Source organism: Rhizobacter sp. Root1238 (genome assembly GCF_001425825.1).
GTDB lineage: Bacteria > Pseudomonadota > Gammaproteobacteria > Burkholderiales > Burkholderiaceae_C > Rhizobacter.
Map to the genome: position 1 here is coordinate 14,820 of NZ_LMDM01000048.1, position 25,674 is coordinate 40,493.

The following is a 25,674-nucleotide window of genomic DNA, read 5'->3' on the forward strand; positions in this document are numbered from 1 at the left end:
ATCCAATGAGCACAACACTCTCCCTCGACGGCATCGCGACCCTGTCCCACTGGGGCGTGATCCGCGCGCGCGGCGCCGATGCCGCCTCTTTCCTGCACGGCCAGCTGACCAGCGACGTCGCGCAGCTGGGTGCCGACCAGGCGCGGCTGGCCGGCTACTGCTCGGCCAAGGGCCGCCTGCTCGCGAGCTTCGTGGTGTGGAAACCGGCCCCCGACGAGCTGCTGCTCGCCTGCAGCGCCGACCTGCTGGCGCCGACGCTGAAGCGGCTGTCGATGTTCGTGCTGCGCGCGCAGTGCAAGCTGAGCGATGCGTCGGCCGAGTTCGTGCTGCACGGTCTCGCCGGCGCCTCGGCCCGGGCCTGGCTCGGCAGCGCGGCATCGGCCGCGCCGTGGCAGCGCAGCGAGCACGCCGGCGCAAGCCTGGTGCGCCTGCCGGATGCCGATGGACACGAACGTTACCTGTGGGCCGCGGCCGCCGGCACGCCGGCCCCTGCCCTGCCCGTGCTGTCGCTCGATGCCTGGCGCGAAGGCGAGGTCGCGAGCGCGGTGCCGCGCGTCGAGGCGGCCACCGTCGACCAGTTCGTGCCGCAGATGCTCAACTTCGAGCTGGTCGGCGGCGTCGACTTCAAGAAGGGCTGCTACCCCGGGCAGGAGATCGTCGCGCGCAGCCAGTACCGCGGCACCATCAAGCGCCGCAGCTTCCTGTTCGAGTCGGCGGTGCCGGCGAGCGCCGGGCAGGAGATCTTCCACAGCGCCGATCCCGGGCAGCCGGCCGGCCTCGTCGTCAATGCGGCCGGGCCGCGCGTGCTGGCCGAGGTCAAGCTCGCGGCGCTCGACGGCGGCAGCCTGCACCTGGGCGCCGTCGACGGGCCGGTGCTGGTCCGCCAACCGATGCCATACGACGTCGACATCGACGTGACGGCCTGAGCGGCCGGGCTGCCTCGGGCATTCCAGGCACGACTTCACGGACCCGCATCGGCGGCGGCATCGTGCGCGAATTGTTCATCTACTATCGGGCGAAGGCCGGCGACGCCGAGGCGTTGTCGGCCGCGGTCCTTGCGGCCCAGGCGCTGTTGCAGTCGGCCTGGCCCGGGCTCCAGGCCCGGCTGCTGCGCCGCCCCGATTCCCGCGACGAACACCACACCTGGATGGAAACCTACGCCTTCGCGCCCCACGGCATCGACGACACGCTGGCGCGCCAGATCGAAGCGCAGCTCGCTGCCGTGCTCGCGCCGTGGATCGTTGGCCCCCGCCACTGCGAGGGCTTCGTGCCATGTGCCTCGTAGCGCTGGCGATCGACCAGTCGCGCCGCTTCCCGCTGGTGATCGCGGCGAACCGCGACGAGTTCTTCAAGCGCCCGACCGCACGCCTCGCCTGGTGGTCGCCGGGCGCCGACCGGCCCGACATCCTCGGCGGGCGCGACCTCGAAGCCGGCGGCACCTGGCTCGGCCTGACGGCCGCCGGGCGCCTGGCCTTCGTCACCAACGTGCGCGACCCGTCGCGCCAGGACCCGCTGGCGCCGTCGCGCGGCGACATCGTGCCGCGCTGGCTGTCGGGCGACCTGCAGACCGACCGCTTCTGGATGCGCACCGCGCTGGCCGGCTACAACGGCTTCAACCTGGTGGCCGCCGATTTCCAGCGCGGCGAATGCTTCTGGGCGTCGAGCCACGAGGTGCACCCGGTGCGGCTCGAACGCGGGCTGTTCGGCCTGTCGAACGGCCGGCTCGATGCGCCGTGGCCCAAGGTCGACCTGCTGAAGGCGCGCGTCGATGCGGCGCTGTCGGCGAGCGACACGGTCGACACGCTCGGCACCCGGTTGTTCGAGGCGCTCGGCGACCGCACGCTGGCCGAAGACGCGCTGCTGCCGTCGACCGGCGTGTCGCCCGAATGGGAAAAGCTGCTGTCGGCCGCGTTCATCCGCACGCCGGACGGCAGCTACGGCACCCGCTGCTCGACACTGGTCATCACCGAGCGCGTCAACAAGCGGCTGGTCACGCACGTGCTCGAACGCACCTACGCCGCCAGCGGCGGCATGGCGCTGCTGCGCCGCTCGACGCTGAAGGACTGGCCGCCGCGCTACAGCGAAGCGCCGCCGGCCGAGGCCTCCGCGCAGGGCAGCGTCGACGAGGCTGACGACCCGTCGGGCAGCAGCGCCGCCGTGCCGCGCAAGACGCGGGTGCGCAGCCTGCTGAAGCCGGAGCGGCCGCGCCGCAACCGGCCGGCCGGCGACTGAATCACACCGCGCTGAACCCGAGCGACTTCACGACGGCGCCCCAGCGTTCGGTGTCACGTCGCTGCAAGGCCGCCAGTTCGGCCGGGGACGACCCGGCCGGATCGAAGCCCATGCGGGCCAGCATCGCGACCACCTGCGCATCGTCGAGCGCACCGCGCAATGCGGCATTTGCGCGCTGCACGACCTGCGGCCCCGCACCGCCCGGCAGGTAGAACGCATACCAGCCGTCGGCGACGATGTCCTTCAGGCCTTGCTCGACGAAGGTCGGCACCTCCGGCACGAAGCGGCTTCGCCGTGCCCCGCAGACACCCAGCAGGCGGATCGGTCCGGCCTGCAGGTGCGGCAGCATGTCGCCCAGCGGTGTGCAGACCGCGGCGACCTGCCCGCCCATCAGGTCGACGATGGCAGGCCGGCTGCCGCGGTACGGCACATGGCGCAGCGGCAGCTGGCCGGCGCGGGCCAGCATCTCGCCGACGAAATGGGTCGACGAGCCGGTCGCCGGGCTGCCGAAGTTGGCCAGCTCGGGATGGGCCCGCGCCCAGGCGATGAACGCCTGCAGCGTCTGCACCGACGCATCGACCTGCGGTCCGACGGCGAACGCCAGGTCGAAGGTGCAGGCCAGCGACACCGGGGCGACGTCGCGCAGCGGGTCGTACGGCAGCTGCTTGTAGGTGTGCGGAAAGAGCGTCAGCATCGACGACGGGGTCAGCAGCAGCGTGCTGCCGTCCGCCGGCGCGGTCTTCATCGACAGCAGCGCCAGCTGGCCGCCGGCGCCGATCCGGTTGTCGACCAGCGCCGTGCGCGCATGCGTGCCATGCAGCGATTCGGCCACGCTGCGGGCGAGCAGGTCGCCGGAGCCGCCGGCCGCGAACCCGATGACGATGCGCAGCGTCTCGATCGGCGGATCGATCGGCACCGGCTTGTCGCCGGGCGGTCCGGCCTGCACGACGCCGCCGGCGAACCACGCGGCCCCGAGGGCGGCGCCGGCGTGGCCGAGGAACTGTCGACGCGTCGTGCCCATGGCAACTCTCCTGTCAGCGGTCCGCCTCGTTCAGCAAGGCCTGGATCCGCTTGAATTCGAAGCGCGCGGCCATCGCCGAGAGGGCCTCGGCGGTGTCGGCATCGCCGGGCCGGATCTGCTGCAGCGCCTGCTCGATGGACTGCGGGTCGCCACGATCGAGCGCGCTGCGCAGCCGGGCCAGCAGCGGCTGCGGCACCTGCGCGAGCCGTTGCCGGTCGAGCACCGCGTCGGCGGGCGCGGCAGGCGGCGCTTCATGCTCGTAGCGCAGGCCGAGGTGCCGGCCGATCATCTCCAGCAGCGCCTCTTCCTTGAACGGCTTGCCGAGGAAGTCGTCGCAGCCCAGGCGCAGGAACTCCTCGCGCTGTTCGTCGAAGCTGCTGGCGGTCAATGCGATCACCAGCGTGCCGCCGGGCCCGGCCTTCACCCGTCGCGTGGCGTCGCGCCCGTCCATCACCGGCATGCGCATGTCCATCAGGACCAGCTGCGGCGCCCATTGCTGCCAGAGTTCCACCGCTTCGCGGCCGTTGGCCGCCTCGCGCACCACGAAGCCCAGCGGCTGCAGCAGCCGCACCAGCAGCGCCCGGCCGTCGGCCAGGTCGTCGACGACGAGGATGCGCTGTTGCGGCGTGCCCGCGGCCAGCGCGACGGCCCGGCCGGGCGCCGCCGGGGCGTCCGCCGCCGCGCCTTCGTCGCGCACGCGCACCGGGATCTCGAACTGCGCCGTGGTGCCCCGGCCGGGTTCGCTGTCCATCCGCAGTTCGCCGCCCATCAGCTGCACGAAGCCGCGGCTGATCGCCAGGCCCAGGCCGGTGCCTTCGGCGGCCTGCCTGCCGGCCTGGGCCTGCACGAAGGCCTCGCCGAGCATGCGCAGTTCGGCCGCGGCAATGCCGACGCCGGTGTCGGTGACGCCGACCTGCAGCCAGCCGTCGCCGACCATCCGGACCGCCAGCGTCACGCTGCCCTGCGCGGTGAACTTGATCGCATTGCCCAGCAGGTTGACCAGCACCTGCCGCAGCTTCAGCACATCGGCCTCCAATGCGACGGCAGCCCCGGCGCGGCCTCCACCACGAGGCGCAGGCCCTTCTGCCGCGCACTCAGCGCGAACACCTCCTCCAGCTCGTGCAGCACCACCGGCAGGTTGAAGCCGACCGGCTTCACGCTCATGTGGCCGGCCTCGATCTTCGACAGCTCCAGCACCTGGTTGATCACCTGGTACAGGTGCTCGCCGCTGGACAGCACGACGCCCACGTCGCGGCGCGCGCGCTCGCCCAGGCTGGCGTCGCGCATCAGCAGGCGCGAGAAGCCGAGCATCGCGTTCAACGGCGAACGCAGCTCGTGGCTCATGCTCGCGAGGAACACGCTCTTCGCGCGGTTGGCGGCCGCCTCCGCGTCGGCGCGGCGCGCCTCGGCCTCGGCCAGCGCACGGTTGTGCTCGGCATCGGCCTTCGCGCGCTCCGTCTCGAAGCGCACCTGCATCGCCGCCGCCAGGTCGGTCGCCTTCTTCGACTGGATGCGCACGCGGGTCGCCATCGCGCGCCGCTCGAACGCGAGCGCCCGCGCCAGGTCGCCAGCGGCTTCGTACTCCCGCGACAGCTCGCTGCACAGCTCGTCGGACACCGTCTTGCCCTCGGTGCCTTCGTCGATCGCGAGCGCCTGTTCGAGGTAGTGGATCGTGCCGGTCGCCGCGCTCGATCCGGCCGGTGGCGGCAACTGGTGTTCGCGGGCGATCGTGGCCAGCGCCTGCAGGCAGGCGGCCTGCCGCCAGCGCACGCCGGCCTTCACGTGGATCGCGATCGCCTCCTCGATCGCGGCGACGGCCTCGCCGCGGCGGCGAAAGCGCGACAGCACCAGCGACTTGCCGCGCAGCGCATCGGCCAGGTACCAGGTGCTGCGGCCGGCCCGCCGCTCGATCTCCTCGCTGACCGCATAGGCATCGGCCGCCGCCGCGTACTCGCCGAGGCTGACGCAGACGTCGCCCAGCAGCGTCGAGGCAATCGTGTGGAAGTTGCCTGTGCGCGCGCCCGAGCCGGCCAGCGCCTCGTCCAGCAACGCGCGCGCCGCCTCCGGGCGCCCCATCCGGTGCAGCGCCATGCCCATCCACGACAGGCTCAACGTCAGCGTGGCCGGCCAGCCGGTCCTGCGGGCGAGCGCGACGGCGCGTTCCGCCCACTCCAGCGCCTGCGCCGGGTCGTTCAGGTTGATGAAGGCCCGGGTGACATTGCCGGCCACGATGATCGCCGTGCGCAATTGCCCGGCCACCAGCGCCAGCGAGAACGCGCGCTGGTTGAGCGCGATCTCCTGCGCCAGCTCGCCGCGGAACTGCGCGAACCAGCCGTTCGTCACCGCGATCCGCGCGTCCAGCCCGGCATGGCCCGACGGCGGCGCGGCACCGAGCACCGCCGCCCAGCGCGCGACCGCCGCCGCGGGCTCCTGCATGAACTGGCCGAGCGCCAGGCTGGCCTCGGCGCAGCGCAGGCGCAGCTCGTCGCCGGCGCTGCGGTAGGCGGACTGCGATTCGGCGAAGCAGGCGTTGGCGCGCGCCGGTTCGTCGGCATGGAACTGCAACAGCATGGCCAGCGCGAGCCAGGCGTCGCCGGCCCCGGTGGCATCGCCGATCGCGGCGAATCGCTCGCGCGCCTGCGAAAGAAGCTGTTGCGCCGGCGCCAGCTCGGCGAACAGCCACCGGGCTTCGCCCTCGACCAGCATCAGCCGGGCCTGGCAGCGGACCCGCTCGGTGTCGTCGCCGGCGGTCGCGTCCGGCGTGGCCGACCCTGTCGACCCGGTCGCGAGCAGCGCCTGCGCCTCGTGCACCAGCAGCAACGCGCGCCGCGTGTCGCGCTGGCGCAGGTACCAGGCCAGCGCGGTCAGGCCAGGCAGCCGCAACGGGCCGTCGACGACGGCCAGCTGCCGTTCAAGACCTTGAACGTCGTGATCCGCCCCGAAGTAGTCAAGGTCCATCGAGCGCCTGCCGGGAAACAACGGTCGAGGTATACCCGCCGGCGCCTTCGCTCACAACGGTGGATGCGCCGACATCCCCCCGGATCGGACGGCGCGCCGGCGTCTGACGGATGCCCGTCGACGCCGGCGTCAGAGCGTCCGCACCATCTCGATGTGCGGGATGTCGACCTCCTCGAACACCGGCCCGCGCGGGGCGAACCCGGCCCGCAGGTAGAACGCCTCGGCCGAGGTCTGCGCATGCAGCACGGCTTCGCGGTAGCCCTGCTCGCGCGCCGACTTCATCAGCGCATCGAGCACCGCGCGCCCGACGCCGCTGCCGCGCATCGCCTGCGTCACCGCCATGCGGCCGATCTTCGCGACGCCCGGCACGTGCTCCAGCAGCCGGCCGGTCGCGAGCGCCGCGCCGAAATGGTTGTAGGCGACGGCGTGCAGGCAATCGGCGTCGGCATCGTCCCATTCGCGTTCCGGCGGGATGCGCTGCTCCTCGACGAACACCTCGGTGCGGATGCGCTGGGCATCGCGCCCCAGCTCGGCCCAGCGGCCGACGCGCACCGCCACCATCGGCTTGCCGGCCTCGAAATCCTGCAGCAGCTCGCGCAGTTCCTGCGGCACCGGTTTCGAGGTGTGCGCGACCGGGTCGGCGAACACGTAGACCAGCTCGGCGCTGACCAGCAGCTGGTCCTGCCGGAACGCGGCCGCGCTGAACACCATCGACGAGGTGCCGATGCGCCCGCAGCGCACGCCGATGTCGAGCACGTCGTCGTAGCGCGCCGAGCCTTCGTACTCGACGGTGCTCTTGCGCACGAACAGGTCCCCGCCCAGGTAGTGCATCGTCGACGCGTACGGCATCGCCAGCGCCCGCCAGTAGCCGGCGACCGCGGTGTCGAAGTACATCAGGTAGTGGCCGTTGAAGACGATCTGCTGCAGGTCAACCTCGGCCCAGCGCACGCGCAGCCGTTCGAGGAATCGGAAATCGGTGCGTTTCATGCGAGCAGGGCTTTCTTCAGTGCGGCGGCGATGGCGTCCTGCGCGGCGACGGCTTCGTCGAGTTCGCGGGCCATCTTGATGAAATCGTGCGTCACGCCGCGGTACAGCTCGAGCTCGATGCCGACGCCAGCGGCACGCAGCCGGTCGGCATAGGCGACGCCCTCGTCGACCAGCGGATCGCATTCGGCCAGCACCACGCAGGCCGGAGCGACGCCGTCGAGATCGGGGGCATTCAGCGGTGCGAAGCGCCAGTCGCCGCGGTCGGCATGGTCGATGTAGTGGCCGAAGAACCACTCCATGCCGCGCGCGTCGAGCAGGAAGCCTTCGGCGAATTCGCGGTGCGACGGGGTGTCGGCGTAGGCCGTCGTGCCGGGCGTGATCAACACCTGAAGCGCGAGCGGCAGGCCGATGTCGCGCGCATGGATCGCGCTGACCGCCGCCAGCGTGCCGCCGGCGCTGTCGCCGGCGACGGCCAGGCGGCGTGCGTCCAGCCCCAGCGTCTGGGCATGCGCGGCCAGCCACGCGAGCGCGGCCCAGGCGTCGTCCACTGCGGTCGGGAAGCGGTGCTCCGGTGCGAGCCGGTAGTCGATCGCGACCACCGCGGTGCCGCTGCGCAGCGCGAACTGGCGGCACAGGCTGTCGTGGGTTTCGAGGTTGCCGATCGTGAAGCCGCCGCCATGCAGGTACATCGTCAGCGGCAGCCGGCCGGTCGACGGCGCGTAGAGCCGCGCGCGCAACGGCGTGCCGTCGGCGGCCGGCAGCGAGAAGTCCTCGACGCGCGCCAGCGACGCCCGCGGCGGGTCGATGGTTTCGGCGGCCGCGGTGTAGACCTCGCGGGCCTGCGCGACCGGCATGGTGTGGAACGGGGGGCGCCTGGCGCGGCCGATGCGATACAGCAGGCTGCTCATCGCGGGGGTCAGGGGATGCGAGCTCACGGGGGGCGAGTGTGCCAGAGCATACTGGCCCGTCCATCGCAACGTCCTGTTCAGCCATGGCCTTCATCTACTACCTCACGCAGATCCAGCTCGACTTCGGCGCGCTCGCGCTGCTGCCCGCCGAGTGCGAGCGCATCGGCATCCGCAAGCCGCTGGTCGTCACCGACGCCGGCGTGCGCGCGGCCGGCGTGCTGGACCAGGCGCTGGCGGCACTCGGCCCCCTGCCCCATGCGGTGTTCGACGGCACGCCGTTCAACCCGACCGAGGCGGCGGTGCGTTCTGCCGTGCAGGTCTGGCGCGAACACGACTGCGACGGGCTGATCGCGGTCGGCGGCGGCTCGAGCATGGACCTGGCCAAGGGCGTCGCGATCGCCGCGACGCACGACGGCCCGATGAAGACCTACGCGACCATCGAAGGCGGCAGCACGAAGATCAGCGACCGCGTCGCGCCGGTGATCGCGGTGCCGACGACCGCCGGCACCGGCAGCGAGGTCGCGCGCGGCGCGATCGTGATCGTCGACGACGGCCGCAAGCTCGGCTTCCACAACTGGAACCTGCTGCCGCGCGCGGCGATCTGCGACCCGGCGTTGACGCTCGGCCTGCCGCCGCTGCTGACGGCGGCGACCGGCATGGACGCCATCGCGCACTGCATGGAGACCTTCATGGCGCCGGCGGTGAACCCGCCCGCCGACGGCATCGCGCTCGACGGCCTGGAGCGCGGCTGGAGCCACATCGAGCGCGCCACGCGCAACGGCCAGGACCGCGACGCGCGCTGGAACATGATGAGCGCGAGCCTGCAAGGCGCGATGGCGTTCCAGAAGGGGCTCGGCTGCGTGCATTCGCTCAGCCACAGCCTGGGCGGCGTGAACCCGAAGCTGCACCACGGCACGCTGAACGCGATGTTCCTGCCGGCGGTGATTCGCTTCAATGCCGGTGCCGAATCGATCGTGCGGGAGCGCCGGCTGGCGCGCATGGCGCATGCGATGGGCCTCGGCGCCTGCGATGCGAAAGGCACCGAACTCGCCGACGCGGTGCGCGAGATGAACGCGCGGCTCGGGCTGGCCCCGGGCCTGCGTGCGCTCGGCGTCACCGAAGACCTGTTCGAGCGCGTGATCGACGGCGCGATGGTCGACCACTGCCACAAGACGAACCCGCGCCTCGCGACGCGGGACGACTACCGGGAGATGCTGGCAGCGTCGATGTAGCCGGCTGCATGCGTCATGCCATCAGGCCGTCAGGCCAACCTCAGGTCGTAGGTCCAGGGCCGCTCCTTCACCGCCCGGATCTGCGCGGCATCGGCATGCAGCGGATTGATCAGCACGTTGCACTCTTCCGGCACGATCACCGACGGCACCACCAGCAAGGCCGACGACGCGGTGCGCAGCCAGGCGTCGCCGATGTCGAGCGACACCTTGCCTTCGGGGATCGCGCTCCAGCCCACCGGCAGGTCGGCGGGCGCGAACAGCCGGCGCGACTGCCACACCGCCGCCGGCACCTCGATGCGCACCAGGAAGCGATTCAGCGGCAGTTCACCGGCATTCAGGTGCACCACCGTCTCGAGGCATGCCAGCGACGCCGTCGACGCGGCGTAGACGAGCGGCCGGCCGGGCCGGTTCCAGCGCCCGCCGGTCTGCTCGGCGCCTTTGCCGCTCAGGTCATCGGCCTCGTACTCGCGAGCGTCGGTGGCGATGCGCCACAACCGGTGCGCCCCGGCCCCCTCCTCCGTCAAGCGTAGGCTCCGCTGCGCATCCGAGCGACCAGCTGGGACACCAGCCCCTGCCCTTCGGCGGTGTCCATCAGCTCGGCGGGGCGCTGACCGCCCAGCGCTGGCAGCGGCCGGTCGAGCCACCCTGCGACCCAGGCCGCCGCATCGAAGCCCGCCGCGTCGCCGGACTCTTCGACCATTGCCTGCACCTGCCCCACCAGTCGCGCCATGCCCAGCACCTTCGAGCCTTCGTCGGGCGACAGCGGCTTGCTGTCGCGCGCCTTGCGATCGACGGTGGCGCGGGCCAGGCCGAGCGTCACGATCAGTTTTTCCTTCGGCATGCCCATGCGCCGAGCCATCGTGTCGATCACGCCGGCCGGCACGCCGCGCTTGACGATGCGCACGCGTTCCATCGCGTCGGCCTGGAAGGCCTGCAGGAAATCGGTCGAGACGGTGCTGCTGGCCAGTGGAACAGCCGCCCGGGCCGATGTCAGCTTGAGGGCGGGCTGGCTCGCTGTTGGGCGGCGCGGAGGGCGTGGGGTTCGAGACCTGCTCATCGGTGCATCCTTTGAGCGGATATTTTCACTCAAATGAGCAGCCTGCGCCAGCAGGTCTCTCCCGGACCGCTCAGGCGTGCTTGCGCTCGTCGAAGAACTGTTCGTCTTCGGTCGAGCCCTTCAACGCCGCCGTCGACGCCTCGCGTTCGATCGTCGTCGTCACCGCGTCGAAGTAACCGGTGCCGACCTCGCGCTGGTGCTTCACCGCGGTGAAGCCCTTCTCGGCCGCGGCGAACTCGGCTTCCTGGAGCTCGACGAACGCGCTCATGTTGTTCCGCGCATAGCCGTAGGCCAGGTTGAACATCGAGTAGTTCAGGCTGTGGAAGCCGGCCAACGTGATGAACTGGAACTTGTAGCCCATCGCGCCGAGCTCGCGCTGGAACTTCGCGATCGTCGCGTCGTCCAGGTTCTTCTTCCAGTTGAAGCTCGGCGAGCAGTTGTAGGCCAGCAGCTTGCCCGGGAACTTCTTGTGGATCGCATCGGCAAAGGCCTTCGCGAACGCCAGGTCGGGCTTGCCGGTCTCGCACCAGATCATGTCGGCGTACTCGGCATAGGCGAGGCCGCGGCTGATCGACTGCTCCAGCCCGTTGCGGGTGCGGTAGAAGCCCTCGATGGTGCGCTCGCCGGTGGTGAACGGCTTGTCGTTGTCGTCGACGTCGCTGGTCACCAGGTCGGCCGCTTCGGCATCGGTGCGGGCGAGCAGCACGGTGGGCGTGCCCATCACGTCGGCCGCGAGGCGCGCCGCCACCAGCTTGGCCACCGCTTCACGCGTCGGCACCAGCACCTTGCCGCCCATGTGGCCGCACTTCTTGACGGACGCCAGCTGGTCCTCGAAGTGCACGCCGGCGGCACCCGCTTCGATCATCGACTTCATCAGCTCGAAGGCGTTCAGCACGCCGCCGAAACCGGCTTCGGCGTCGGCCACGATCGGCGCGAAGTAGTCGCGGTAGTCGGCGTCGCCCGGGCCCTTGCCTTCGGACCACTGGATCTGGTCGGCACGCTGGAAGGTGTTGTTGATGCGGCGCACCACCATCGGCACCGAGTTCGCCGGGTACAGCGACTGGTCGGGGTACATCTCGCCGGCCAGGTTGGCGTCGCCTGCAACCTGCCAGCCGCTCAGGTAGATCGCCTTCAGGCCGGCCTTCACCTGCTGCATCGCCTGGTTGCCGGTCAGCGCGCCGAGCGAGTTGACGAAGGGCTCGGTGTTGACGAGGCTCCACAGCTTCTCGGCGCCGCGCCTGGCCAGCGTGTGCTCGATCTGCAGCGAGCCGCGCAGGCGCACGACATCGGCTGCGGTGTAGCCGCGCTTGATGCCTTTCCAGCGCGGGTTCTCGGCCCAGTCTTTTTCAAGGGCGGCGATCTGTTGTTCGCGGGTCGCTTGGGTCATGTCGGTCTCCGGAAGTGTGAGGGGGTGAAAAACGAGGACTTGATGACTTCAAGAATAGAAGCCATGCGTTCGTTCCGGAAGACTTGTGTCTTATATAAGACTAAAAATATTGTTCAACGAAATCAATGGCTTGCACTTTAAATTTCTGGATGTGAAACCAGCTCTTCCCATCTGGAAGAACGCAATCATGTCGACCCCGACGACCTCCCGCGATGCGAAATGATGTTTTCTTGATGTGGAAGCTGGTGCGTGCATCGGAACCGCCCGCCTTGGGCTGTCACCAACTCGAAATGCTGCGCGGACAAGATCGCGGGCTTTCGAGGAGTGCCTTCGTGTCGAACCGTCGTCTGTCGAGCCGCCGCCCTGCCCGGTGACCTACGCCCAGGTGAACACCGTGGCGCCGTTCGCGAACACCGTCGTCAAGGTCTCGGTCACCGGTGCCCAGCTGGTCCGCCTGCTCGAGCAGCAGTGGGAAGCCCCGAACTGCAGCGCCAAGTTCAACCCGGCGACGATGCAGTACGGCCGCCTGCTGCAGGTCTCCGGCGGGCTGACCTACAGCTTCGACAACAGCGTCAACGCCTGGACGTCCGGCGCGAGCCCGAACAACTGCGCGGACGCGGGCACCGGGCATCGCGTGGTGGTGTCGTCGGTCAAGGTCAACGGCGCGGCGCTGGACCTGGCCAAGACCTACGTCGTCAGCACCAACAACTTCCTGGGCCTGGGCAGCGGCGGCGACAACTTCACCGTGCTGGCCACCCAAGGCAGCAACGTGGTGGACTCCAAGGTGATCGACCTCGATGCGCTGATCGCCTACTTCCGCGAGAAATCGCCGGTCGCGCCGACGACGCCGCGGATCACGCGCATCAACTGATGCGGTCGCTGCCGACCTTCGGGCGTATCGGGGCGCTGGCTGGCATCGCACTGTCGTGTGCGCTGCCGGCCTGGCCTGCCAGCGCGTTCGACAAGGCGCGGTGGGACGCCTTGAACGAGGCCGTGCAGCAGACCTCGCAGGCCTGCCTGCACCAGATGCACCACGACACCGACGAGTTCTCGGCCTGTGTCGACGCGCGGCTGCTGCGCGCCGAGGGAAAGCCGGTCGAACAACTCGGCGCGGCCTACCTGGGCCTGGTCGGCTGCGTGTCGGCCGCGCGGATCGCGACCCTGCATTCCGACGTCTGCGCCCGCGGCTACCTCGCGCGGGTGGATGCATTGCGCAAGCCGCTGAAGCTGAGCCACGAGGCCCTGTGCCCCACGGTGGCCGGTGACTGCCGCAGCCGGTTGGCGCAGATCGAGGCGCTGCGCAAGGGCAGCAAGCCGAAGCCCTGAATCCACGAGAATTGCGGGATGAGCAGCTTCGCCTTCCTGTCGAACAACGCCTTTCTCAAGTCGCCCGCCGCGTCGGCCGACACGCCGTACGCGGTGGCCGGCATCGCCTGGGACGGCTCGGTGACGAACCGCCCCGGCGCGCGCTTCGGCCCGCGGGCGATCCGCGAAGCGAGCCACATGTTGTGCGACGGCATCCATCCGTTCTTCGACACCACGCCGGATGGCCAGCTCGGCGACGCCGGCGACCTGCTGCTGCCGAACACCAGCCTCGAGCGCATGCGCGCGGCGATGGGGCCGCAGGTGGCGCCGCTGATCCGCCAGCACCACATGGCCTGGCTGGGCGGCGACCATTCGATCACGCTGCCCTTGCTGCGCAGCTATGTCGAATGGCTGGGCAAGCCGCTGGCGGTGATCCATTTCGATGCGCACTGCGACACCTGGGAGGACCACTTCGGCGAGCCGAGCGGCCACGGCACCTGGGTCTACGAAGCGATCAACGAAGGCCTGGTGATCAAGGAATGCTTCACGCAGATCGGCATCCGCTCGGCCGGCCAGCGCGAGGCCCGCGAGTACGTGCGCGACCAGGGCGGGCAGATCTTCACCGCGCGCGACCTGCGCGGCCTCGACGGCGCGGTGCAGCTGCAGCCGGTGCTGTCGGCGATCCGCAGCCGGCTGTCCCGCCACGGCAACCCGCCGGTCTACCTGAGCCTGGACATCGACTGCCTCGACCCGGCCTTCGCGCCCGGCACCGGCACGCCCGAGCCTGGCGGCCTGACGACCACGCAGGTGCTGACGGTGCTGGAAGAACTGGCCGACCTGCCCTTCGTCGGGATGGATTGCGTGGAGGTCTCGCCGCCGTACGACCACGCGGAACTCACCAGCTATGCGGCGGCGAATTTCGTCTGGACCTACCTGTGCGGCCGGCTCGCTACACGGCCAGCGCGGTCGTCTTCTTGACCGTCCGCAGCACCAGCATCGAGTTCGATCGCACGACCCCAGGCAGCCGCTCCAGCACCTCGGTGTGGAAGCGCTCCAGGTCGCCGGCATCGCAGTAGGTGAAGCGCAGCAGGTAGTCGTTGGTGCCGGCCACGTAGAAGCAGTCGAGGATCTCGGCCACGCCGCGCACCGCCTGCTCGAACTCGGTCATCGCTGCCTGCGTCAGCTTCTCGAGGTTGACGATCGTGAAGCTGGTGCCCGGTTGGCCGACCGCCTTCGAATCGATCAGCGCGACGTACTGCGCGATCACGCCGCCGTCTTCCAGCGCCTTCACGCGCCGCAGACAGGCCGACGGCGACAGGTGAACCCGTTCGGCCAGGTCGACATTGGCCAGCTTCCCCTCGACCTGCAAGACCCGCAGGATCTGGCGGTCGATCGCATCGAGTTGCACCGTCGGCTTGCTGCTTGCCATATTCTTCGAATCCTTGAACGTTCCACCGCATGATATTGCTCGGCGGATCGAAATCGGGCTGCGTTGCGCAAGCAAATTTCGCGGCAGCCCGGCTAGACTGCGTGACGGAAATCACAAGCCATCTGGACCGCCTGTCATGGACAACACGCTCGACGCCCACTGGATGCCTTTCACCGCCAACCGGCAGTTCAAGCAGGCGCCGCGCCTGCTGTCCCGCGCCGAAGGCATGCACTACTGGACGCCCGAGGGCCGCCAGGTGCTCGATGGTGCCGCCGGCCTGTGGTGCGTGAACGCAGGCCATGCGCGGCCGAAGATCGTCAAGGCGATCCAGGCGCAGGCCGCCGAGATGGATTTCGCGCCGCCCTTCCAGATGGGCCACCCGAAGGCCTTCGAACTGGCCGAGCGCCTCGTCAAGCTCGGGCCGGCCGAACTGACCAAGGTGTTCTTCACCAACTCCGGCTCCGAAGCGGTCGAGACCGCGCTGAAGATGGCGATCGGTTACCACCGCGCCCGCGGCGAAGGCCAGCGCACCCGGCTGATCGGCCGCGAGCGCGGCTACCACGGCGTCAACTTCGGCGGCATCTCGGTCGGCGGGCTGGTCGCCAACCGCAAGATGTTCGGCAGCCTGCTGCCGGGCGTCGACCACATCCGCCACACGCACGATCCGCGCAACGCCTTCACGCAGGGCCAGCCGCTGCACGGCGCCGAGCTGGCCGACGACCTGGAGCGCCTGGTCGCGCTGCACGATGCATCGACCATCGCCGCGGTGATCGTCGAGCCGGTCGCCGGCTCCACCGGCGTGCTGGTGCCGCCGCAGGGCTACCTCGAACGCCTGCGCGCGATCTGCGACAAGCACGGCATCCTGCTGATCTTCGACGAGGTCATCACCGGCTTCGGCCGCCTCGGCGCGCCGTTCGCCGCGACGAAGTTCGGCGTCACGCCCGACCTGATGACGGTCGCCAAGGGCCTGACCAACGGCGCGGTGCCGATGGGCGCGGTGTTCGCGAAGCAGCATGTGCACGACGCCTTCATGAACGGCCCCGAGCAGGCCATCGAGTTCTTCCACGGCTACACCTACTCGGCGCATCCGCTGGCCTGCGCCGCGGCGCTCGGCACGCTCGACACCTATGCCGACGAAGGCCTGCTGACGCGTGGCGAATCGATGGCACCAACGTTCGAGCGCGCAGTGCATTCGCTGAAAGACCTGCCGAACGTGGTCGACGTGCGCAACCTCGGCCTGGTCGGCGGCATCGAGCTCGCGCCGATCGACGGCCAGCCCGGCAAGCGCGCGTTCTCGGTCTTCCTCGACTGCTGGGAGAAAGGCCTGCTGATCCGCACCACCGGCGACACGATCGCGCTGTCGCCGCCGCTGATCATCGAGAACAGGCACATCGACCAGCTGATCGGCACGCTGTCGGACGCGATCAAGCGAGCCGCCTGATCACCCCCCGTTCCTGCCACCGCACACCAGAGGGCCTTGCCTAGCGCCTACCGTATGAGCTTCCTGAGCGCCGACAGCGATCTCACCCGCCACTCGTACTACGCCGCGACCGTGCAGCGGACGCAGGGCTTTCCCACGCTGTCGTCGTCCCTCGAATGCGATGTCGCGGTGGTCGGCGGCGGCCTCGCCGGGCTGTCGGCCGCGATCGAGCTGGCCGACCGCGGCTACCGCGTCGCGCTGCTCGAAGCCCGCGAGGTCGGCTGGGGCGCCTCGGGCCGCAATGGCGGCCAGGCCATCGCCGGCCTGGCCTGCGAGCAGACGGTGATCGAGGACCAGCTCGGCCTCGATGCATCGCGCCGCGTGTGGACGATGACGCTCGAAGCGCTGGACCTGATCCACGCGCGCTGCAGGCGTTTCTCGATCGACTGCGACTGGCAGCCGGGCTACCTCAGCGTGGCCGTCAATGCCCGAAAGGCGCGCGAGCTGCACGACTGGCACGTGCTGATGCGCGAGCGCTACGACCACGACACCACCTGGATCGCGCCGGCCGAGCTGCCGCAGTGGATCGCGAGCCCGCGCTTCCACAGCGGCGCGCACGATGCGCGCTCGGGGCACCTGCATCCGCTGAAGTACAGCCTGGGGCTCGCGCGAGCCGCGGCCAGCCTCGGCGTGCAGCTGTTCGAGCAGTCGCCGGTCACATCGATCACGCCCGGCCCCACGGTGCGGCTGCGCACACCGCAGGGCGAGTTGCGCGCGAAGCACGTGCTGCTCGCCGGCAACGTCTACCTGCAAGGCCTCGCGCCGCAGCTCGAACGCCGCATCATGCCGGTCGGCACCTACATCGTGGCCTCGCGGCCGATCGATCCCTCACTCGCGCGCTCGCTGATCCCGTCGCAGTCCGCGGTGTGCGACACCAACTTCGTGCTCGACTACTTCCGCCCGACGCCCGACCACCGCATGCTGTACGGCGGACGCGTCAGCTACAGCACCAGCACGCCGATCAACCTCGCGGCCAGCATGCAGCGCCGCATGGCGCGCAGCTTCCCGCAACTGAAGGACACCGCGGTCGAGTTCTCGTGGGGCGGCTTCGTCGACATCAGCATGAACCGCGCGCCCGATTTCGGGCGCCTGCCCGCCGAGGGTGCAGGCGCAGGCTCGAAACCGCACCACGACAACATCTACTACCTGCAGGGCTTCTCGGGCCACGGCCTCGCGCTGACCGGCCTCGCCGGCCAGCTGGTCGCCGAGGCGATCGACGGCCATGCGGCCCGCTTCGACACCTTCGCGGCACTGCGCCACCGCCCGTTCCCCGGCGGCCCGCTGCTGCGCACGCCGGCCCTGGTGATGGGCATGGCGTACTACCGCCTGAAGGACATGCTGTGAGTGCCGCAGCGAGGTTCCTTCCGATTGACTTTGTGCCTCGTGGGGTCAAACTCACAGGCACGCTCATTGCTCCATGTCTGTTGACAGCAAGCCCAGTGTGCTGTCGCTCAACAAGCGACACGCAGCAAGCCCAATGAAAACACCCAACAAGCCGGTCGTCCTGGTCCCCGCGTGCAACCGACTGGTCGGCCTGCATCCCTTCCACATCGCGGGCAAGAAGTACATCGACGCGGTGCGCCTGGCCGGCTGCCTGCCGCTGGTGGTGCCCTCGTCCACCGCGGCCGAGATCGACGAACTGCTCGACGTCGCCGATGGCGTGCTGCTCACCGGTTCGCCGTCGAACGTGCACCCCAGCCACTTCGGCGAAGCGGTGCACGACCCGTCGCTCCCGCTCGACCCCGACCGCGACGACTGGACGCTGCCGATGATCCCGCGGGCGCTCGCGCGCGGCATCCCGCTGTTCGCGATCTGCCGCGGTTTCCAGGAGGCCAACGTCGCGCTCGGCGGATCGCTGTACCAGGCCGTGCAGGAGGTGCCCGGCCAGCGCGACCACCGCGGCGCGCCGCATCTGAAAGACGCGCCGCCCGAGGTGGTCTACGACTTCGCGCACGAGGTCACCGTGGTCCCCGGCGGCACGCTCGCCGGCATCGTCGAGAGGCCGTCGTTCCAGGTGAACTCGGTGCACGGCCAGGGCGTCAACAAGCTCGCGCCGGGGCTGCGCGTCGAGGCGCGCGCGCCCGATGGCCTGGTCGAGGCCTTCTCGATGGCCGAGGCCAAGTCCTTCAACCTCTGCGTGCAATGGCACCCCGAATGGCAGGCCGCGCAGAACCCGATCTCGCTGCGCCTGTTCAAGGCCTTCGGCGCCGCCTGCCAGTCGTTCCGCGACCGCCACCGGGAGCCGCACCGCGACCCCGACCGTTAGGTGCGTTCCACCCTGCCCTGACGCTCGACCCAACCGCAGGTCACTCCCGACCTGCGGCCAACGAATCAAACAGGTGATCCCATGGTGGACAAGAACAACTTCAATTTCAGCGACCTCGAACAGTGGCTCAACGACCGCCGCGTGACCGAGATCGAATGCCTGGTGCCCGACCTCACCGGCGTGGCCCGCGGCAAGATCCTGCCGCGCGAGAAATTCACCGAAGACCGCGGCATGCGGCTGCCCGAGGCCATCGTCGCGATCGGCGTCACCGGTGAGTTCCCCGAGGAAGGCCCGTACTACGACGTGATCCATGCGACCGACCGCGACATGCACCTGCGCCCCGACCCGAGCACGGTGCGCATCGTGCCGTGGGCGGTCGACCCGACCGCGCAGGTCATCCACGACTGCTTCGACCGCGACGGCAAGATGATCCCGTACGCGCCGCGCTCGGTGCTGCGCAACATCTGCGACCTGTACGCCGCCGAAGGCTGGGACCCGGTGGTCGCGCCGGAACTCGAGTTCTACCTGATCGAGCGCAGCACCGACCCGAACCAGCCGCTGCGCCCGCCGAAGGGCCGCAGCGGCCGCGCCGAGACCTCGCGCCAGGCCTATTCGATCGATGCGGTGAACGAGTTCGACCCGCTGTTCGAGGACATCTACGCCTACTGCGAGCAGATGGAGCTGAACGTCGACACGCTGATCCACGAGGTCGGCGCGGGCCAGATGGAGATCAACTTCTTCCACGACCACCCGCTCGGGCTGGCCGACGAGGTGTTCTTCTTCAAGCGCACGATCCGCGAGGCGGCGCTGCGCCACGAGATGTACGCCACCTTCATGGCCAAGCCGATGGCCAACGAGCCGGGCAGCGCGATGCACGTGCACCAGAGCATCGTCAGCAAGCTGACCGGCAAGAACATCTTCAGCAACGAGGACGGCTCGCCGTCGAAGGAGTTCTTCTGGTACATCGGCGGGCTGCAGAAGTACACGCCGGCGGCGATGGCGCTGTTCGCGCCGTACGTCAACTCGTACCGCCGGCTCGCGCGCTCGACCGCGGCGCCGATCAACATCCAGTGGGGCACCGACAACCGCACTGTCGGCATCCGCTCGCCGGTGGCGACACCGGCGGCACGCCGGGTCGAGAACCGCGTGATCGGGGCCGATGCGAACCCGTACGTGGCGCTGGCGGCCACGCTCGCCTGCGGCTACCTCGGCATCAAGAACCGGATCGAGCCGGCCGCCGAGTGCAAGGGCGACGCCTACCTGTCGGAGTACCAGCTGCCGCGCTCGCTGAGCGAGGCGCTGGGCTGGCTGTCGGACGAGAAGGACCTGCACGACGTGCTGGGCAAGCCGTTCATCACCGTCTACTCCGAGATCAAGGAGATCGAGCACGACGAGTTCATGAAGGTGATTTCCCCCTGGGAGCGCGAACACCTCCTCCTCCATGTCTGACCGGGAGATCAAGACCATGAGCAACCCGCAACGCAGCACCGCGCAATGGCAGGCCGCCGACGCGGCCCACTACCTGCACCCGTTCACCGACTACAAGTCGCTGTCGGCCAAGGGCTCGCGCATCATCACGAAGGCCGACAACATCTACCTGTGGGACAGCGAGGGCCACAAGATCCTCGACGCGATGTCCGGCCTGTGGTGCGTCAACGTCGGCTACGGCCGCCAGGAGCTGATCGACGCCGCCACCGCGCAGCTGAAGCAGCTGCCGTTCTACAACTCGTTCTTCCAGACCGCGACACCGCCGGCGATCGAGCTGGCCGAGTTGCTGGCGCAGGTGACGCCGCCGCAGTTCAAGCATGTGTTCTTCAGCGGCTCCGGCTCCGAAGGCAACGACACCGTGGTGCGCATGGTGCGCCGCTACTGGGACGTGCTCGGCCAGCCCGAGCGCACGGTGATCATCAGCCGCCACAACGCGTACCACGGCTCGACGATGGCCGGTGCCTCGCTCGGCGGCATGAGCGGCATGCATGCGCAGGGCGGGCTGCCGATTCCGGGCATCACCCACATCGAGCAGCCGTTCTGGTTCGAGAACGGCCAGGGGATGAACCGCGAGGAGTTCGGCATCCGCGCGGCCGACTGGCTGGAAGCGAAGATCCTCGAGGTCGGCGCCGACAAGGTGGCCGCCTTCATCGGCGAGCCGGTGCAAGGCGCCGGCGGCGTGATCGTGCCGCCGTCGAGCTACTGGCCGGCGATCCAGCGCATCTGCGACAAGCACGGCATCCTCGTCGTGTCCGACGAAGTCATCACCGGGTTCGGTCGCACCGGCCGCTGGTTCGGCTGCGAGACGATGGGCTTCAAGCCCGACCTGATGACTTTCGCGAAGGGCGTGACCTCGGGCTACATCCCGCTCGGCGGCGTGATGGTCGGCGACCGCATCGCGAAGGTGCTGATCGAGCAAGGCGGCGAGTTCAACCACGGCTACACCTACTCCGGCCACCCGGTGGCCTGCGCGGTGGCGCTGGCCAACATCCGGCTGATCCAGCGCGAGGGGCTGGTCGACCGCGTGCGCACCGAGCTCGGCCCGCACCTCGCGGCGCGCTTTGCCGAACTCGGCGAGCACCCGCTGGTCGGCGAGGCGCAGACCTGCGGAATGATGGGCGCGCTGCAGCTGGTCAAGGACAAGGCGGCCAACCGGGTGTTCGACCCCTTGCTCGAAGTGGGCATGGTGTGCCGCGGCCACTGCTTCGGCAACGGGCTGATCATGCGCGCCGTCGGCGACCGGATGATCGTCGCGCCGCCGCTGGTGATGACGATCGCGCAGCTCGACGAGATGGTCGGGCTGATCCGCAAGTGCCTCGACCTGACGCTCGCCGACGTGAAGCAGCGCGGCTGGATCTGAGTTCACGCCTCAAGTTTTCTCAACACGAAGGACATGACCATGAAGCAGATGTTCGGTGCATTGGGCTTTGCATTCGCCGCGACCGTGGTGGGCTGGAGTCCGCAGGCGCTGGCGCAGGAAGAAGACAAGGTCATCAACATCTACAACTGGTCCGACTACATCGCCGAGGACACGCTGGCGAACTTCGAGAAGGAGACCGGCATCAAGGTGCGCTACGACAATTTCGACAACAACGAAATCGTCCATGCGAAGCTGGTGGCCGGCAAGAGCGGCTACGACGTGGTGGTGCCGTCGTCGTACTGGGCCAAGCTGCAGGCCGACGGCGGGCTGCTGCGCAAGCTCGACAAGAGCAAGCTGCCGAACCTGAAGAACATGGACCCGCAGACCCAGGCGACGCTGGCGCGGCTGGACCCGGGCAACGACTACATGGTGGACTGGCTGTGGGGCTACACCACGGTGGGCATCAACGTCGACAAGGTGAAGGCTGCGCTCGGCAGCCTGCCGATGCCCGACAACGCCTGGGACCTGGTGTTCAAGCCTGAATACATCAGCAAGCTGAAGTCGTGCGGCGTGTCCTTCCTCGACTCGCCGACCGACATCGTGCCGGCCGCGATGCACTACCTCGGCAAGCCGGCGTTCTCGCGCAATGCCGGCGACTACCAGGCGGTGCCGGACCTGCTGAAGAAGATCCGCTCGTCGGTGACGCTGTTCAGTTCGTCGGGCTACATCAACGACATGGCCAACGGCTCGATCTGCGTCGCGCTCGGCTGGTCGGGAGACATCAACATCGCCCGCCAGCGCGCGATCGACAGCAAGACCGGGCAGAAGATCGAGGCGCTGATTCCGAAGACCGGCGGCGTGCTGTTCTTCGACACGATGGTGATCCCGGTCGATGCGCCGCACCCGGACAACGCGCACAAGTTCATCAACTACATCATGAAGCCCGAGGTGCACGCCTCGCTGACGAACAAGGTGTTCTACGCGAATCCGAACAAGGAGTCGCGCAAGTTCATCAAGCCCGAGGTGGCCAGCAACCCGACGGTGTTCCCGGGCGATGCCGACATGCAGAAGATGGCGCTGCCGGAGGCGGTGACGAACGACATCCGGCGCACGATGACGCGCATTTACACCAGCTTCAAGACCGGCATCTGATGACCCACCCCCGAGGCGCTGACGCGCCTCCCCCTCAAGGGGGCGCCGCCAGCGGCCCGGCAAAGCCGGTTCCGCGGCGGCCGCTTGATCTCAGCTCTTTGCGTGGATCTTCCCAATGACGGATACATCTCAAGGCGGCTTTCTTCGCATCGAGGATGTGGTGAAGGATTTCGGCGGCGGTGCCGTCGCGGTCAACCACGTCAGCGTCGACATCGCGAAAGGCGAGATCTTCGCGCTGCTCGGCTCGTCGGGCTGCGGCAAGACGACGCTGCTGCGCATGCTCGCGGGCTTCGAGACGCCGACCTCGGGCCGCATCGTGCTCGACGGCAAGGACCTCGCCGGCCTGCCGCCGTACGCCCGGCCGCTGAACATGATGTTCCAGTCGTACGCGCTGTTCCCGCACCTGACGGTGTGGGACAACATCGCGTTCGGCCTGCGGCGCGACCGGCTGCCGAAGGCCGAGATCGCCGAGCGGGTCGACGCGATGCTGAAGCTGGTGCAGCTGACGAAGTACGGCAAGCGCAAGCCGCACCAGCTGTCGGGCGGCCAGCAGCAGCGGGTGGCGCTGGCGCGCAGCCTGGCGAAGAAGCCGCAGCTGCTGCTGCTCGACGAACCGCTGGGCGCGCTCGACAAGAAGCTGCGCGAGGAAACGCAGATCGAGCTGGTGAACATCATCGAAGAGGTCGGCGTGACCTGCGTGATGGTGACGCACGACCAGGAAGAGGCGATGACGATGGCGTCGCGCATCGCGGTGATGAGCGAAGGCCGCTTCCTGCAGGTGGGCCCGCCGGCCGACATCTACGAGACGCCGGCGACGCGCTTCGTCGCCGACTTCATCGGCAACGTGAACCTGATGGACGGCGCGGTGACGGTGGACCAGCCCGACCACGTCGTGATCACCTGCCCCGACTGCACGCACTACGTGGGCCACGGCATCACCGGCACCGAGGGCATGGAGGTGACGGTGGCGCTGCGGCCCGAGAAGATCCAGCTGTCGCGCAACCCACCGGAGGGTGAGCACGGCCCGCACAACCGGGCCCGCGGCAAGGTGAAGAACCTGGCGTACTTCGGCAGCTTCACGGTCTTCCACATCCAGCTGCCGAGCGGCGCGATGCTGAAGGTGAGCCAGAACAACGCCGAGCGGCACCGCGACGACGTGCTCACCTGGGACGACGAGGTCTGGGCGCATTGGTCTCCCTCGGCTCACGTGGTGCTGACGCAATGACAGCCCCCTCACGAACCGCTCGCCTTGCGCGCGGCCTTCGACAAGCTCAGTCCGAACGGGGTCTTGCTCGGCCCGAACGGGGTCTTGCTCGACCCGAACGGGATGGTCTTGCGCGCTGCGACGGCGTGGTACTTCGACGAACACAAGCGGTTCGCGGGCTGCGGCAGGGGGACTGGGCTGGGGGCGATTTCTGGGGCGACGAAGAAGATCGGCTCCGGGGTCGGCGCGCTTGCGCGCTTCGTGAGACTGACTCGCCGCGACTGTCTGACCACAGCGAACGAAGTGAGCGGAGGGAGTTTCGCGGCGCGACCCCGGAGCCGATCTTCTTCGTGAAGTCGGCCCGCCAGGGCCGACCGACCCGGCATGAGCCCCCAGCCCAGTCCCCCTGCCGCAGCCTGCGCGCACAGCAAGAAGGAGCAAACCCATGAACGCTCCGACATGGTGGAGAGGAAGAAGCGCCGTCATCGGCATCCCGTACCTGTGGCTGCTGGTGTTCTTCCTGGCCCCGTTCCTGATCGTGCTGAAGTACAGCCTGTCGGAGATGGGCGCCGTGACGCCGAACGACATCACGAGCGTGGCCGACGGCGCGCTGAAGATCACGCTGAAGTTCGGCAACTATGTCTTCATGACCGGCGACGCGCTGTACTTCAAGGCATATGTCTCCAGCCTGAAGTTCGCGCTGATCACCACCGTGCTGTGCCTGCTGATCGGCTACCCGTTCGCCTACTTCATGGCCCGGGCGAAGCAGAGCCTGCAGCCCGCGCTGCTGATGCTCGTGATGCTGCCGTTCTGGACCTCGTTCCTGCTGCGCGTCTATGCCTGGAAGGGCCTGCTCGAGGAAAACGGCTGGGTGCACCGCCTGATCGTCGGGCTGCACCTCGACACGCTGCTCGTGCAGGCGCAGATGATCGAGGTGCCCGGCAAGCTGATGAACACGCCCTTCTCGCTCGTGATCGGCATGACCTACACCTACCTGCCGTTCATGATCCTGCCGCTGTACGCCAACCTCGCGAAGATGGACCTGCGGCTGCTCGAGGCCGCGGCCGACCTCGGCGCGACGCCGTGGCAGGGGTTCTGGCGCATCACCGTGCCGCTCTCGAAGGCCGGCATCATCGCCGGCTCGATGCTGGTCTTCATTCCCTGCGTCGGCGAGTTCGTCACCCCCGAGCTGCTCGGCGGCCCGCAGACGCTGATGATCGGCCGCGTGCTGTGGGACGAGTTCTTCAGCAACAACGACTGGACCATGGCGTCCACCGTCGCCGTCGTGCTGGTGCTGCTGATCGTGTTTCCGCTGGCGCTCTTCAACAAGTACCAGGTCGAAAGCCAGGAGCGCAGGCGATGAGCGGCACCGTGCACCCGAGGGCCGCCTGGTTCGGCCGCGCCTGGCTGGTCGGGGGCTTCGTGTTCCTGTACCTGCCCATCGTCACGCTCGTCATCTACTCGTTCAACGCGTCGCCGCTGCCCACCGTGTGGGGCGGCTTCACGCTCGACTGGTACGGCAAGCTCGCCCACGACCGCGAAATGCTGTCCGGCCTGTGGCTGTCGCTGAAGATCGCCTTCCTCAGCGCCTGCGGCTCGGTCGTGCTGGGCACGCTGGCCGCGTTCTCGCTCGTCAAGTACCGGCGCTTCACCGGCCGCACGCTGTTCAACGGCCTGGTCAACGCGCCGCTGGTGATGCCTGAGGTGATCTGCGGGCTGTCGCTGCTGCTGATGCTGGTGTCGGTGCAGAAGGCGGTCGGCTTTCCCGAGCGCGGGCTGATGACGATCTGGCTCGGCCACCTGCTGCTCGGCATGTCGTACGCCACCGTCGTCGTGCAGGCCCGGCTGCAGGACCTGAACCCGTCGCTCGAAGAGGCCGCGATGGACCTCGGCGCGCGGCCCTGGCAGGTGTTCACGCTGGTCACGCTGCCGATGATCGGCCAGGCGCTGGCCTCGGCCTGGCTGCTCACCTTCAGCCTGTCGCTCGACGACGTGGTGGTGTCGGCCTTCCTGTCGGGCCCCGGCGCCACCACGATGCCGCTGGTGATCTTCTCGCGCGCCCGGCTCGGGCTGAACCCGAGCGTCAATGCGGTCGCCACCGTGATCATCGTGATCGTCGCCATCTGCGTCGCGGCGGCCAGCCTCTGGATCGCGCGCGCCGAGCGGCGTCGCGTGCAGGAAATGAACGCGGCCCAGCGTGGCGCCTGA

General features: G+C 69.1%; 25 protein-coding genes. 16 read left to right on the forward strand and 9 right to left on the reverse strand.

What is annotated here, in order from left to right:
- The first annotated feature begins 5 nt into the window (after positions 1 to 5).
- The 3 genes from ASC98_RS25525 to ASC98_RS25535 all read left to right on the forward strand — a co-directional run bounded on the left by ASC98_RS25525 (position 6) and on the right by ASC98_RS25535 (position 2,232).
- The gene (locus ASC98_RS25525) at positions 6 to 926 is read left to right on the forward strand and encodes a folate-binding protein YgfZ (protein ID WP_056808912.1); all 921 of its coding nucleotides are present in this window, start codon (positions 6 to 8) and stop codon (positions 924 to 926) included.
- A 62-nt stretch (positions 927 to 988) separates the two neighbouring features.
- Positions 989 to 1,285: a DUF4936 family protein gene (locus ASC98_RS25530; RefSeq protein ID WP_056808909.1), complete on the forward strand. Its 297-nt coding sequence runs from the start codon at positions 989 to 991 to the stop codon at positions 1,283 to 1,285.
- Positions 1,273 to 2,232, forward strand: a complete 960-nt coding sequence (locus ASC98_RS25535; RefSeq protein ID WP_056808907.1) for an NRDE family protein — start codon at positions 1,273 to 1,275, stop codon at positions 2,230 to 2,232. The genes ASC98_RS25530 and ASC98_RS25535 overlap by 13 nt, the downstream gene beginning before the upstream one ends.
- Position 2,233: 1 nt before the next feature.
- Here ASC98_RS25535 and ASC98_RS25540 read toward each other — a convergent pair whose 3' ends face one another.
- The 5 genes from ASC98_RS25540 to ASC98_RS25560 all read right to left on the reverse strand — a co-directional run bounded on the left by ASC98_RS25540 (position 2,234) and on the right by ASC98_RS25560 (position 8,106).
- Complete coding sequence (locus tag ASC98_RS25540; protein ID WP_056808905.1) at positions 2,234 to 3,253, reverse strand: Bug family tripartite tricarboxylate transporter substrate binding protein; 1,020 nt, start codon at positions 3,251 to 3,253, stop codon at positions 2,234 to 2,236.
- A 13-nt stretch (positions 3,254 to 3,266) separates the two neighbouring features.
- Positions 3,267 to 4,277 (reverse strand): ATP-binding protein, encoded by a 1,011-nt coding sequence (locus ASC98_RS25545; RefSeq protein ID WP_162249359.1) that lies wholly within the window; start codon positions 4,275 to 4,277, stop codon positions 3,267 to 3,269.
- Positions 4,271 to 6,211: a histidine kinase dimerization/phospho-acceptor domain-containing protein gene (locus tag ASC98_RS25550; protein WP_056820560.1), complete on the reverse strand. Its 1,941-nt coding sequence runs from the start codon at positions 6,209 to 6,211 to the stop codon at positions 4,271 to 4,273. The genes ASC98_RS25545 and ASC98_RS25550 overlap by 7 nt, the downstream gene beginning before the upstream one ends.
- A 129-nt stretch (positions 6,212 to 6,340) precedes the next feature.
- Complete coding sequence (locus tag ASC98_RS25555; RefSeq protein WP_056808898.1) at positions 6,341 to 7,198, reverse strand: YbgC/FadM family acyl-CoA thioesterase; 858 nt, start codon at positions 7,196 to 7,198, stop codon at positions 6,341 to 6,343.
- Positions 7,195 to 8,106, reverse strand: a complete 912-nt coding sequence (locus ASC98_RS25560) for an alpha/beta hydrolase (RefSeq protein ID WP_056808896.1) — start codon at positions 8,104 to 8,106, stop codon at positions 7,195 to 7,197. The genes ASC98_RS25555 and ASC98_RS25560 overlap by 4 nt, the downstream gene beginning before the upstream one ends.
- Before the next feature lie 83 nt (positions 8,107 to 8,189).
- Between ASC98_RS25560 and ASC98_RS25565 the strand changes: the two genes are divergently transcribed.
- Positions 8,190 to 9,338, forward strand: coding sequence for an iron-containing alcohol dehydrogenase (locus ASC98_RS25565; protein WP_056808895.1), 1,149 nt, complete (start codon positions 8,190 to 8,192; stop codon positions 9,336 to 9,338).
- A 29-nt stretch (positions 9,339 to 9,367) separates the two neighbouring features.
- Here ASC98_RS25565 and ASC98_RS25570 read toward each other — a convergent pair whose 3' ends face one another.
- From ASC98_RS25570 to aceA, 3 genes are all read right to left on the reverse strand, one after another.
- A complete protein-coding gene (locus ASC98_RS25570) occupies positions 9,368 to 9,862 on the reverse strand; it encodes an RES family NAD+ phosphorylase (protein ID WP_235581396.1) in 495 nt (164 codons plus the stop codon).
- Positions 9,859 to 10,395, reverse strand: coding sequence for an antitoxin Xre/MbcA/ParS toxin-binding domain-containing protein (locus ASC98_RS25575; protein WP_235581397.1), 537 nt, complete (start codon positions 10,393 to 10,395; stop codon positions 9,859 to 9,861). The genes ASC98_RS25570 and ASC98_RS25575 overlap by 4 nt, the downstream gene beginning before the upstream one ends.
- A gap of 70 nt (positions 10,396 to 10,465) precedes the next feature.
- A complete protein-coding gene (gene aceA, locus ASC98_RS25580) occupies positions 10,466 to 11,782 on the reverse strand; it encodes an isocitrate lyase (protein ID WP_056808893.1) in 1,317 nt (438 codons plus the stop codon).
- A gap of 370 nt (positions 11,783 to 12,152) precedes the next feature.
- Between aceA and ASC98_RS25585 the strand changes: the two genes are divergently transcribed.
- From ASC98_RS25585 to speB, 3 genes are read left to right on the forward strand one after another with little or no spacing between them, the layout of a single operon-like run.
- Positions 12,153 to 12,653, forward strand: a complete 501-nt coding sequence (locus ASC98_RS25585) for a 5'-nucleotidase C-terminal domain-containing protein (protein ID WP_056808892.1) — start codon at positions 12,153 to 12,155, stop codon at positions 12,651 to 12,653.
- Positions 12,653 to 13,108, forward strand: a complete 456-nt coding sequence (locus ASC98_RS25590) for a hypothetical protein (RefSeq protein WP_056808891.1) — start codon at positions 12,653 to 12,655, stop codon at positions 13,106 to 13,108. The genes ASC98_RS25585 and ASC98_RS25590 overlap by 1 nt, the downstream gene beginning before the upstream one ends.
- Before the next feature lie 18 nt (positions 13,109 to 13,126).
- Entirely contained in the window at positions 13,127 to 14,065 is a 939-nt protein-coding gene (gene speB, locus ASC98_RS25595) for an agmatinase (RefSeq protein ID WP_056808890.1), read from the forward strand.
- On the opposite strand, the gene ASC98_RS25600 is transcribed toward speB, so the two are convergent.
- Complete coding sequence (locus ASC98_RS25600; protein ID WP_056808889.1) at positions 14,037 to 14,516, reverse strand: Lrp/AsnC family transcriptional regulator; 480 nt, start codon at positions 14,514 to 14,516, stop codon at positions 14,037 to 14,039. The genes speB and ASC98_RS25600 overlap by 29 nt on opposite strands.
- Positions 14,517 to 14,652: 136 nt before the next feature.
- Between ASC98_RS25600 and ASC98_RS25605 the strand changes: the two genes are divergently transcribed.
- From ASC98_RS25605 to ASC98_RS25645, 9 genes are all read left to right on the forward strand, one after another.
- Positions 14,653 to 15,957 carry an aspartate aminotransferase family protein gene (locus ASC98_RS25605; protein WP_056808888.1) on the forward strand — a complete coding sequence of 435 codons (1,305 nt, stop codon included), beginning with the start codon at positions 14,653 to 14,655 and terminating at the stop codon, positions 15,955 to 15,957.
- A 54-nt stretch (positions 15,958 to 16,011) separates the two neighbouring features.
- Positions 16,012 to 17,340 carry an FAD-binding oxidoreductase gene (locus ASC98_RS25610; RefSeq protein WP_056808887.1) on the forward strand — a complete coding sequence of 443 codons (1,329 nt, stop codon included), beginning with the start codon at positions 16,012 to 16,014 and terminating at the stop codon, positions 17,338 to 17,340.
- Positions 17,341 to 17,473: 133 nt separating this feature from the next.
- Positions 17,474 to 18,262: a gamma-glutamyl-gamma-aminobutyrate hydrolase family protein gene (locus tag ASC98_RS25615; RefSeq protein WP_056808886.1), complete on the forward strand. Its 789-nt coding sequence runs from the start codon at positions 17,474 to 17,476 to the stop codon at positions 18,260 to 18,262.
- An 81-nt stretch (positions 18,263 to 18,343) separates the two neighbouring features.
- A complete protein-coding gene (locus tag ASC98_RS25620; protein WP_056808885.1) occupies positions 18,344 to 19,711 on the forward strand; it encodes a glutamine synthetase family protein in 1,368 nt (455 codons plus the stop codon).
- A gap of 16 nt (positions 19,712 to 19,727) precedes the next feature.
- Positions 19,728 to 21,110, forward strand: a complete 1,383-nt coding sequence (locus ASC98_RS25625; protein WP_082542305.1) for an aspartate aminotransferase family protein — start codon at positions 19,728 to 19,730, stop codon at positions 21,108 to 21,110.
- 48 nt (positions 21,111 to 21,158) lie between these two features.
- Positions 21,159 to 22,262 carry a polyamine ABC transporter substrate-binding protein gene (locus tag ASC98_RS25630; RefSeq protein ID WP_157598280.1) on the forward strand — a complete coding sequence of 368 codons (1,104 nt, stop codon included), beginning with the start codon at positions 21,159 to 21,161 and terminating at the stop codon, positions 22,260 to 22,262.
- Between the two features lie 115 nt (positions 22,263 to 22,377).
- Entirely contained in the window at positions 22,378 to 23,487 is a 1,110-nt protein-coding gene (locus tag ASC98_RS25635; protein ID WP_056808882.1) for an ABC transporter ATP-binding protein, read from the forward strand.
- A gap of 424 nt (positions 23,488 to 23,911) precedes the next feature.
- The gene (locus ASC98_RS25640) at positions 23,912 to 24,829 is read left to right on the forward strand and encodes an ABC transporter permease (protein ID WP_056808881.1); all 918 of its coding nucleotides are present in this window, start codon (positions 23,912 to 23,914) and stop codon (positions 24,827 to 24,829) included.
- Positions 24,826 to 25,674 carry an ABC transporter permease gene (locus ASC98_RS25645; RefSeq protein WP_056808880.1) on the forward strand — a complete coding sequence of 283 codons (849 nt, stop codon included), beginning with the start codon at positions 24,826 to 24,828 and terminating at the stop codon, positions 25,672 to 25,674. Before ASC98_RS25640 ends, ASC98_RS25645 begins: the two co-directional genes overlap by 4 nt.

What these genes read in the sequence shown, in the direction of transcription:
- ASC98_RS25600 (WP_056808889.1), bottom strand. Translation starts at nt 14,516, where the DNA reads ATGGCAAGCAGCAAGCCGACGGTGCAACTCGATGCGATCGACCGCCAG.
- ASC98_RS25575 (WP_235581397.1), bottom strand. Translation starts at nt 10,395, where the DNA reads ATGAGCAGGTCTCGAACCCCACGCCCTCCGCGCCGCCCAACAGCGAGC.
- ASC98_RS25615 (WP_056808886.1), top strand. Translation starts at nt 17,474, where the DNA reads ATGAAAACACCCAACAAGCCGGTCGTCCTGGTCCCCGCGTGCAACCGA.
- ASC98_RS25590 (WP_056808891.1), top strand. Translation starts at nt 12,653, where the DNA reads ATGCGGTCGCTGCCGACCTTCGGGCGTATCGGGGCGCTGGCTGGCATC.
- ASC98_RS25555 (WP_056808898.1), bottom strand. Translation starts at nt 7,198, where the DNA reads ATGAAACGCACCGATTTCCGATTCCTCGAACGGCTGCGCGTGCGCTGG.
- ASC98_RS25550 (WP_056820560.1), bottom strand. Translation starts at nt 6,211, where the DNA reads ATGGACCTTGACTACTTCGGGGCGGATCACGACGTTCAAGGTCTTGAA.
- ASC98_RS25635 (WP_056808882.1), top strand. Translation starts at nt 22,378, where the DNA reads ATGACGGATACATCTCAAGGCGGCTTTCTTCGCATCGAGGATGTGGTG.
- ASC98_RS25640 (WP_056808881.1), top strand. Translation starts at nt 23,912, where the DNA reads ATGAACGCTCCGACATGGTGGAGAGGAAGAAGCGCCGTCATCGGCATC.
- speB (WP_056808890.1), top strand. Translation starts at nt 13,127, where the DNA reads ATGAGCAGCTTCGCCTTCCTGTCGAACAACGCCTTTCTCAAGTCGCCC.
- ASC98_RS25610 (WP_056808887.1), top strand. Translation starts at nt 16,012, where the DNA reads ATGAGCTTCCTGAGCGCCGACAGCGATCTCACCCGCCACTCGTACTAC.
- ASC98_RS25565 (WP_056808895.1), top strand. Translation starts at nt 8,190, where the DNA reads ATGGCCTTCATCTACTACCTCACGCAGATCCAGCTCGACTTCGGCGCG.
- ASC98_RS25540 (WP_056808905.1), bottom strand. Translation starts at nt 3,253, where the DNA reads ATGGGCACGACGCGTCGACAGTTCCTCGGCCACGCCGGCGCCGCCCTC.
- ASC98_RS25605 (WP_056808888.1), top strand. Translation starts at nt 14,653, where the DNA reads ATGGACAACACGCTCGACGCCCACTGGATGCCTTTCACCGCCAACCGG.
- ASC98_RS25560 (WP_056808896.1), bottom strand. Translation starts at nt 8,106, where the DNA reads ATGAGCAGCCTGCTGTATCGCATCGGCCGCGCCAGGCGCCCCCCGTTC.
- aceA (WP_056808893.1), bottom strand. Translation starts at nt 11,782, where the DNA reads ATGACCCAAGCGACCCGCGAACAACAGATCGCCGCCCTTGAAAAAGAC.
- ASC98_RS25620 (WP_056808885.1), top strand. Translation starts at nt 18,344, where the DNA reads ATGGTGGACAAGAACAACTTCAATTTCAGCGACCTCGAACAGTGGCTC.
- ASC98_RS25535 (WP_056808907.1), top strand. Translation starts at nt 1,273, where the DNA reads ATGTGCCTCGTAGCGCTGGCGATCGACCAGTCGCGCCGCTTCCCGCTG.
- ASC98_RS25625 (WP_082542305.1), top strand. Translation starts at nt 19,728, where the DNA reads ATGAGCAACCCGCAACGCAGCACCGCGCAATGGCAGGCCGCCGACGCG.
- ASC98_RS25645 (WP_056808880.1), top strand. Translation starts at nt 24,826, where the DNA reads ATGAGCGGCACCGTGCACCCGAGGGCCGCCTGGTTCGGCCGCGCCTGG.
- ASC98_RS25525 (WP_056808912.1), top strand. Translation starts at nt 6, where the DNA reads ATGAGCACAACACTCTCCCTCGACGGCATCGCGACCCTGTCCCACTGG.
- ASC98_RS25630 (WP_157598280.1), top strand. Translation starts at nt 21,159, where the DNA reads ATGTTCGGTGCATTGGGCTTTGCATTCGCCGCGACCGTGGTGGGCTGG.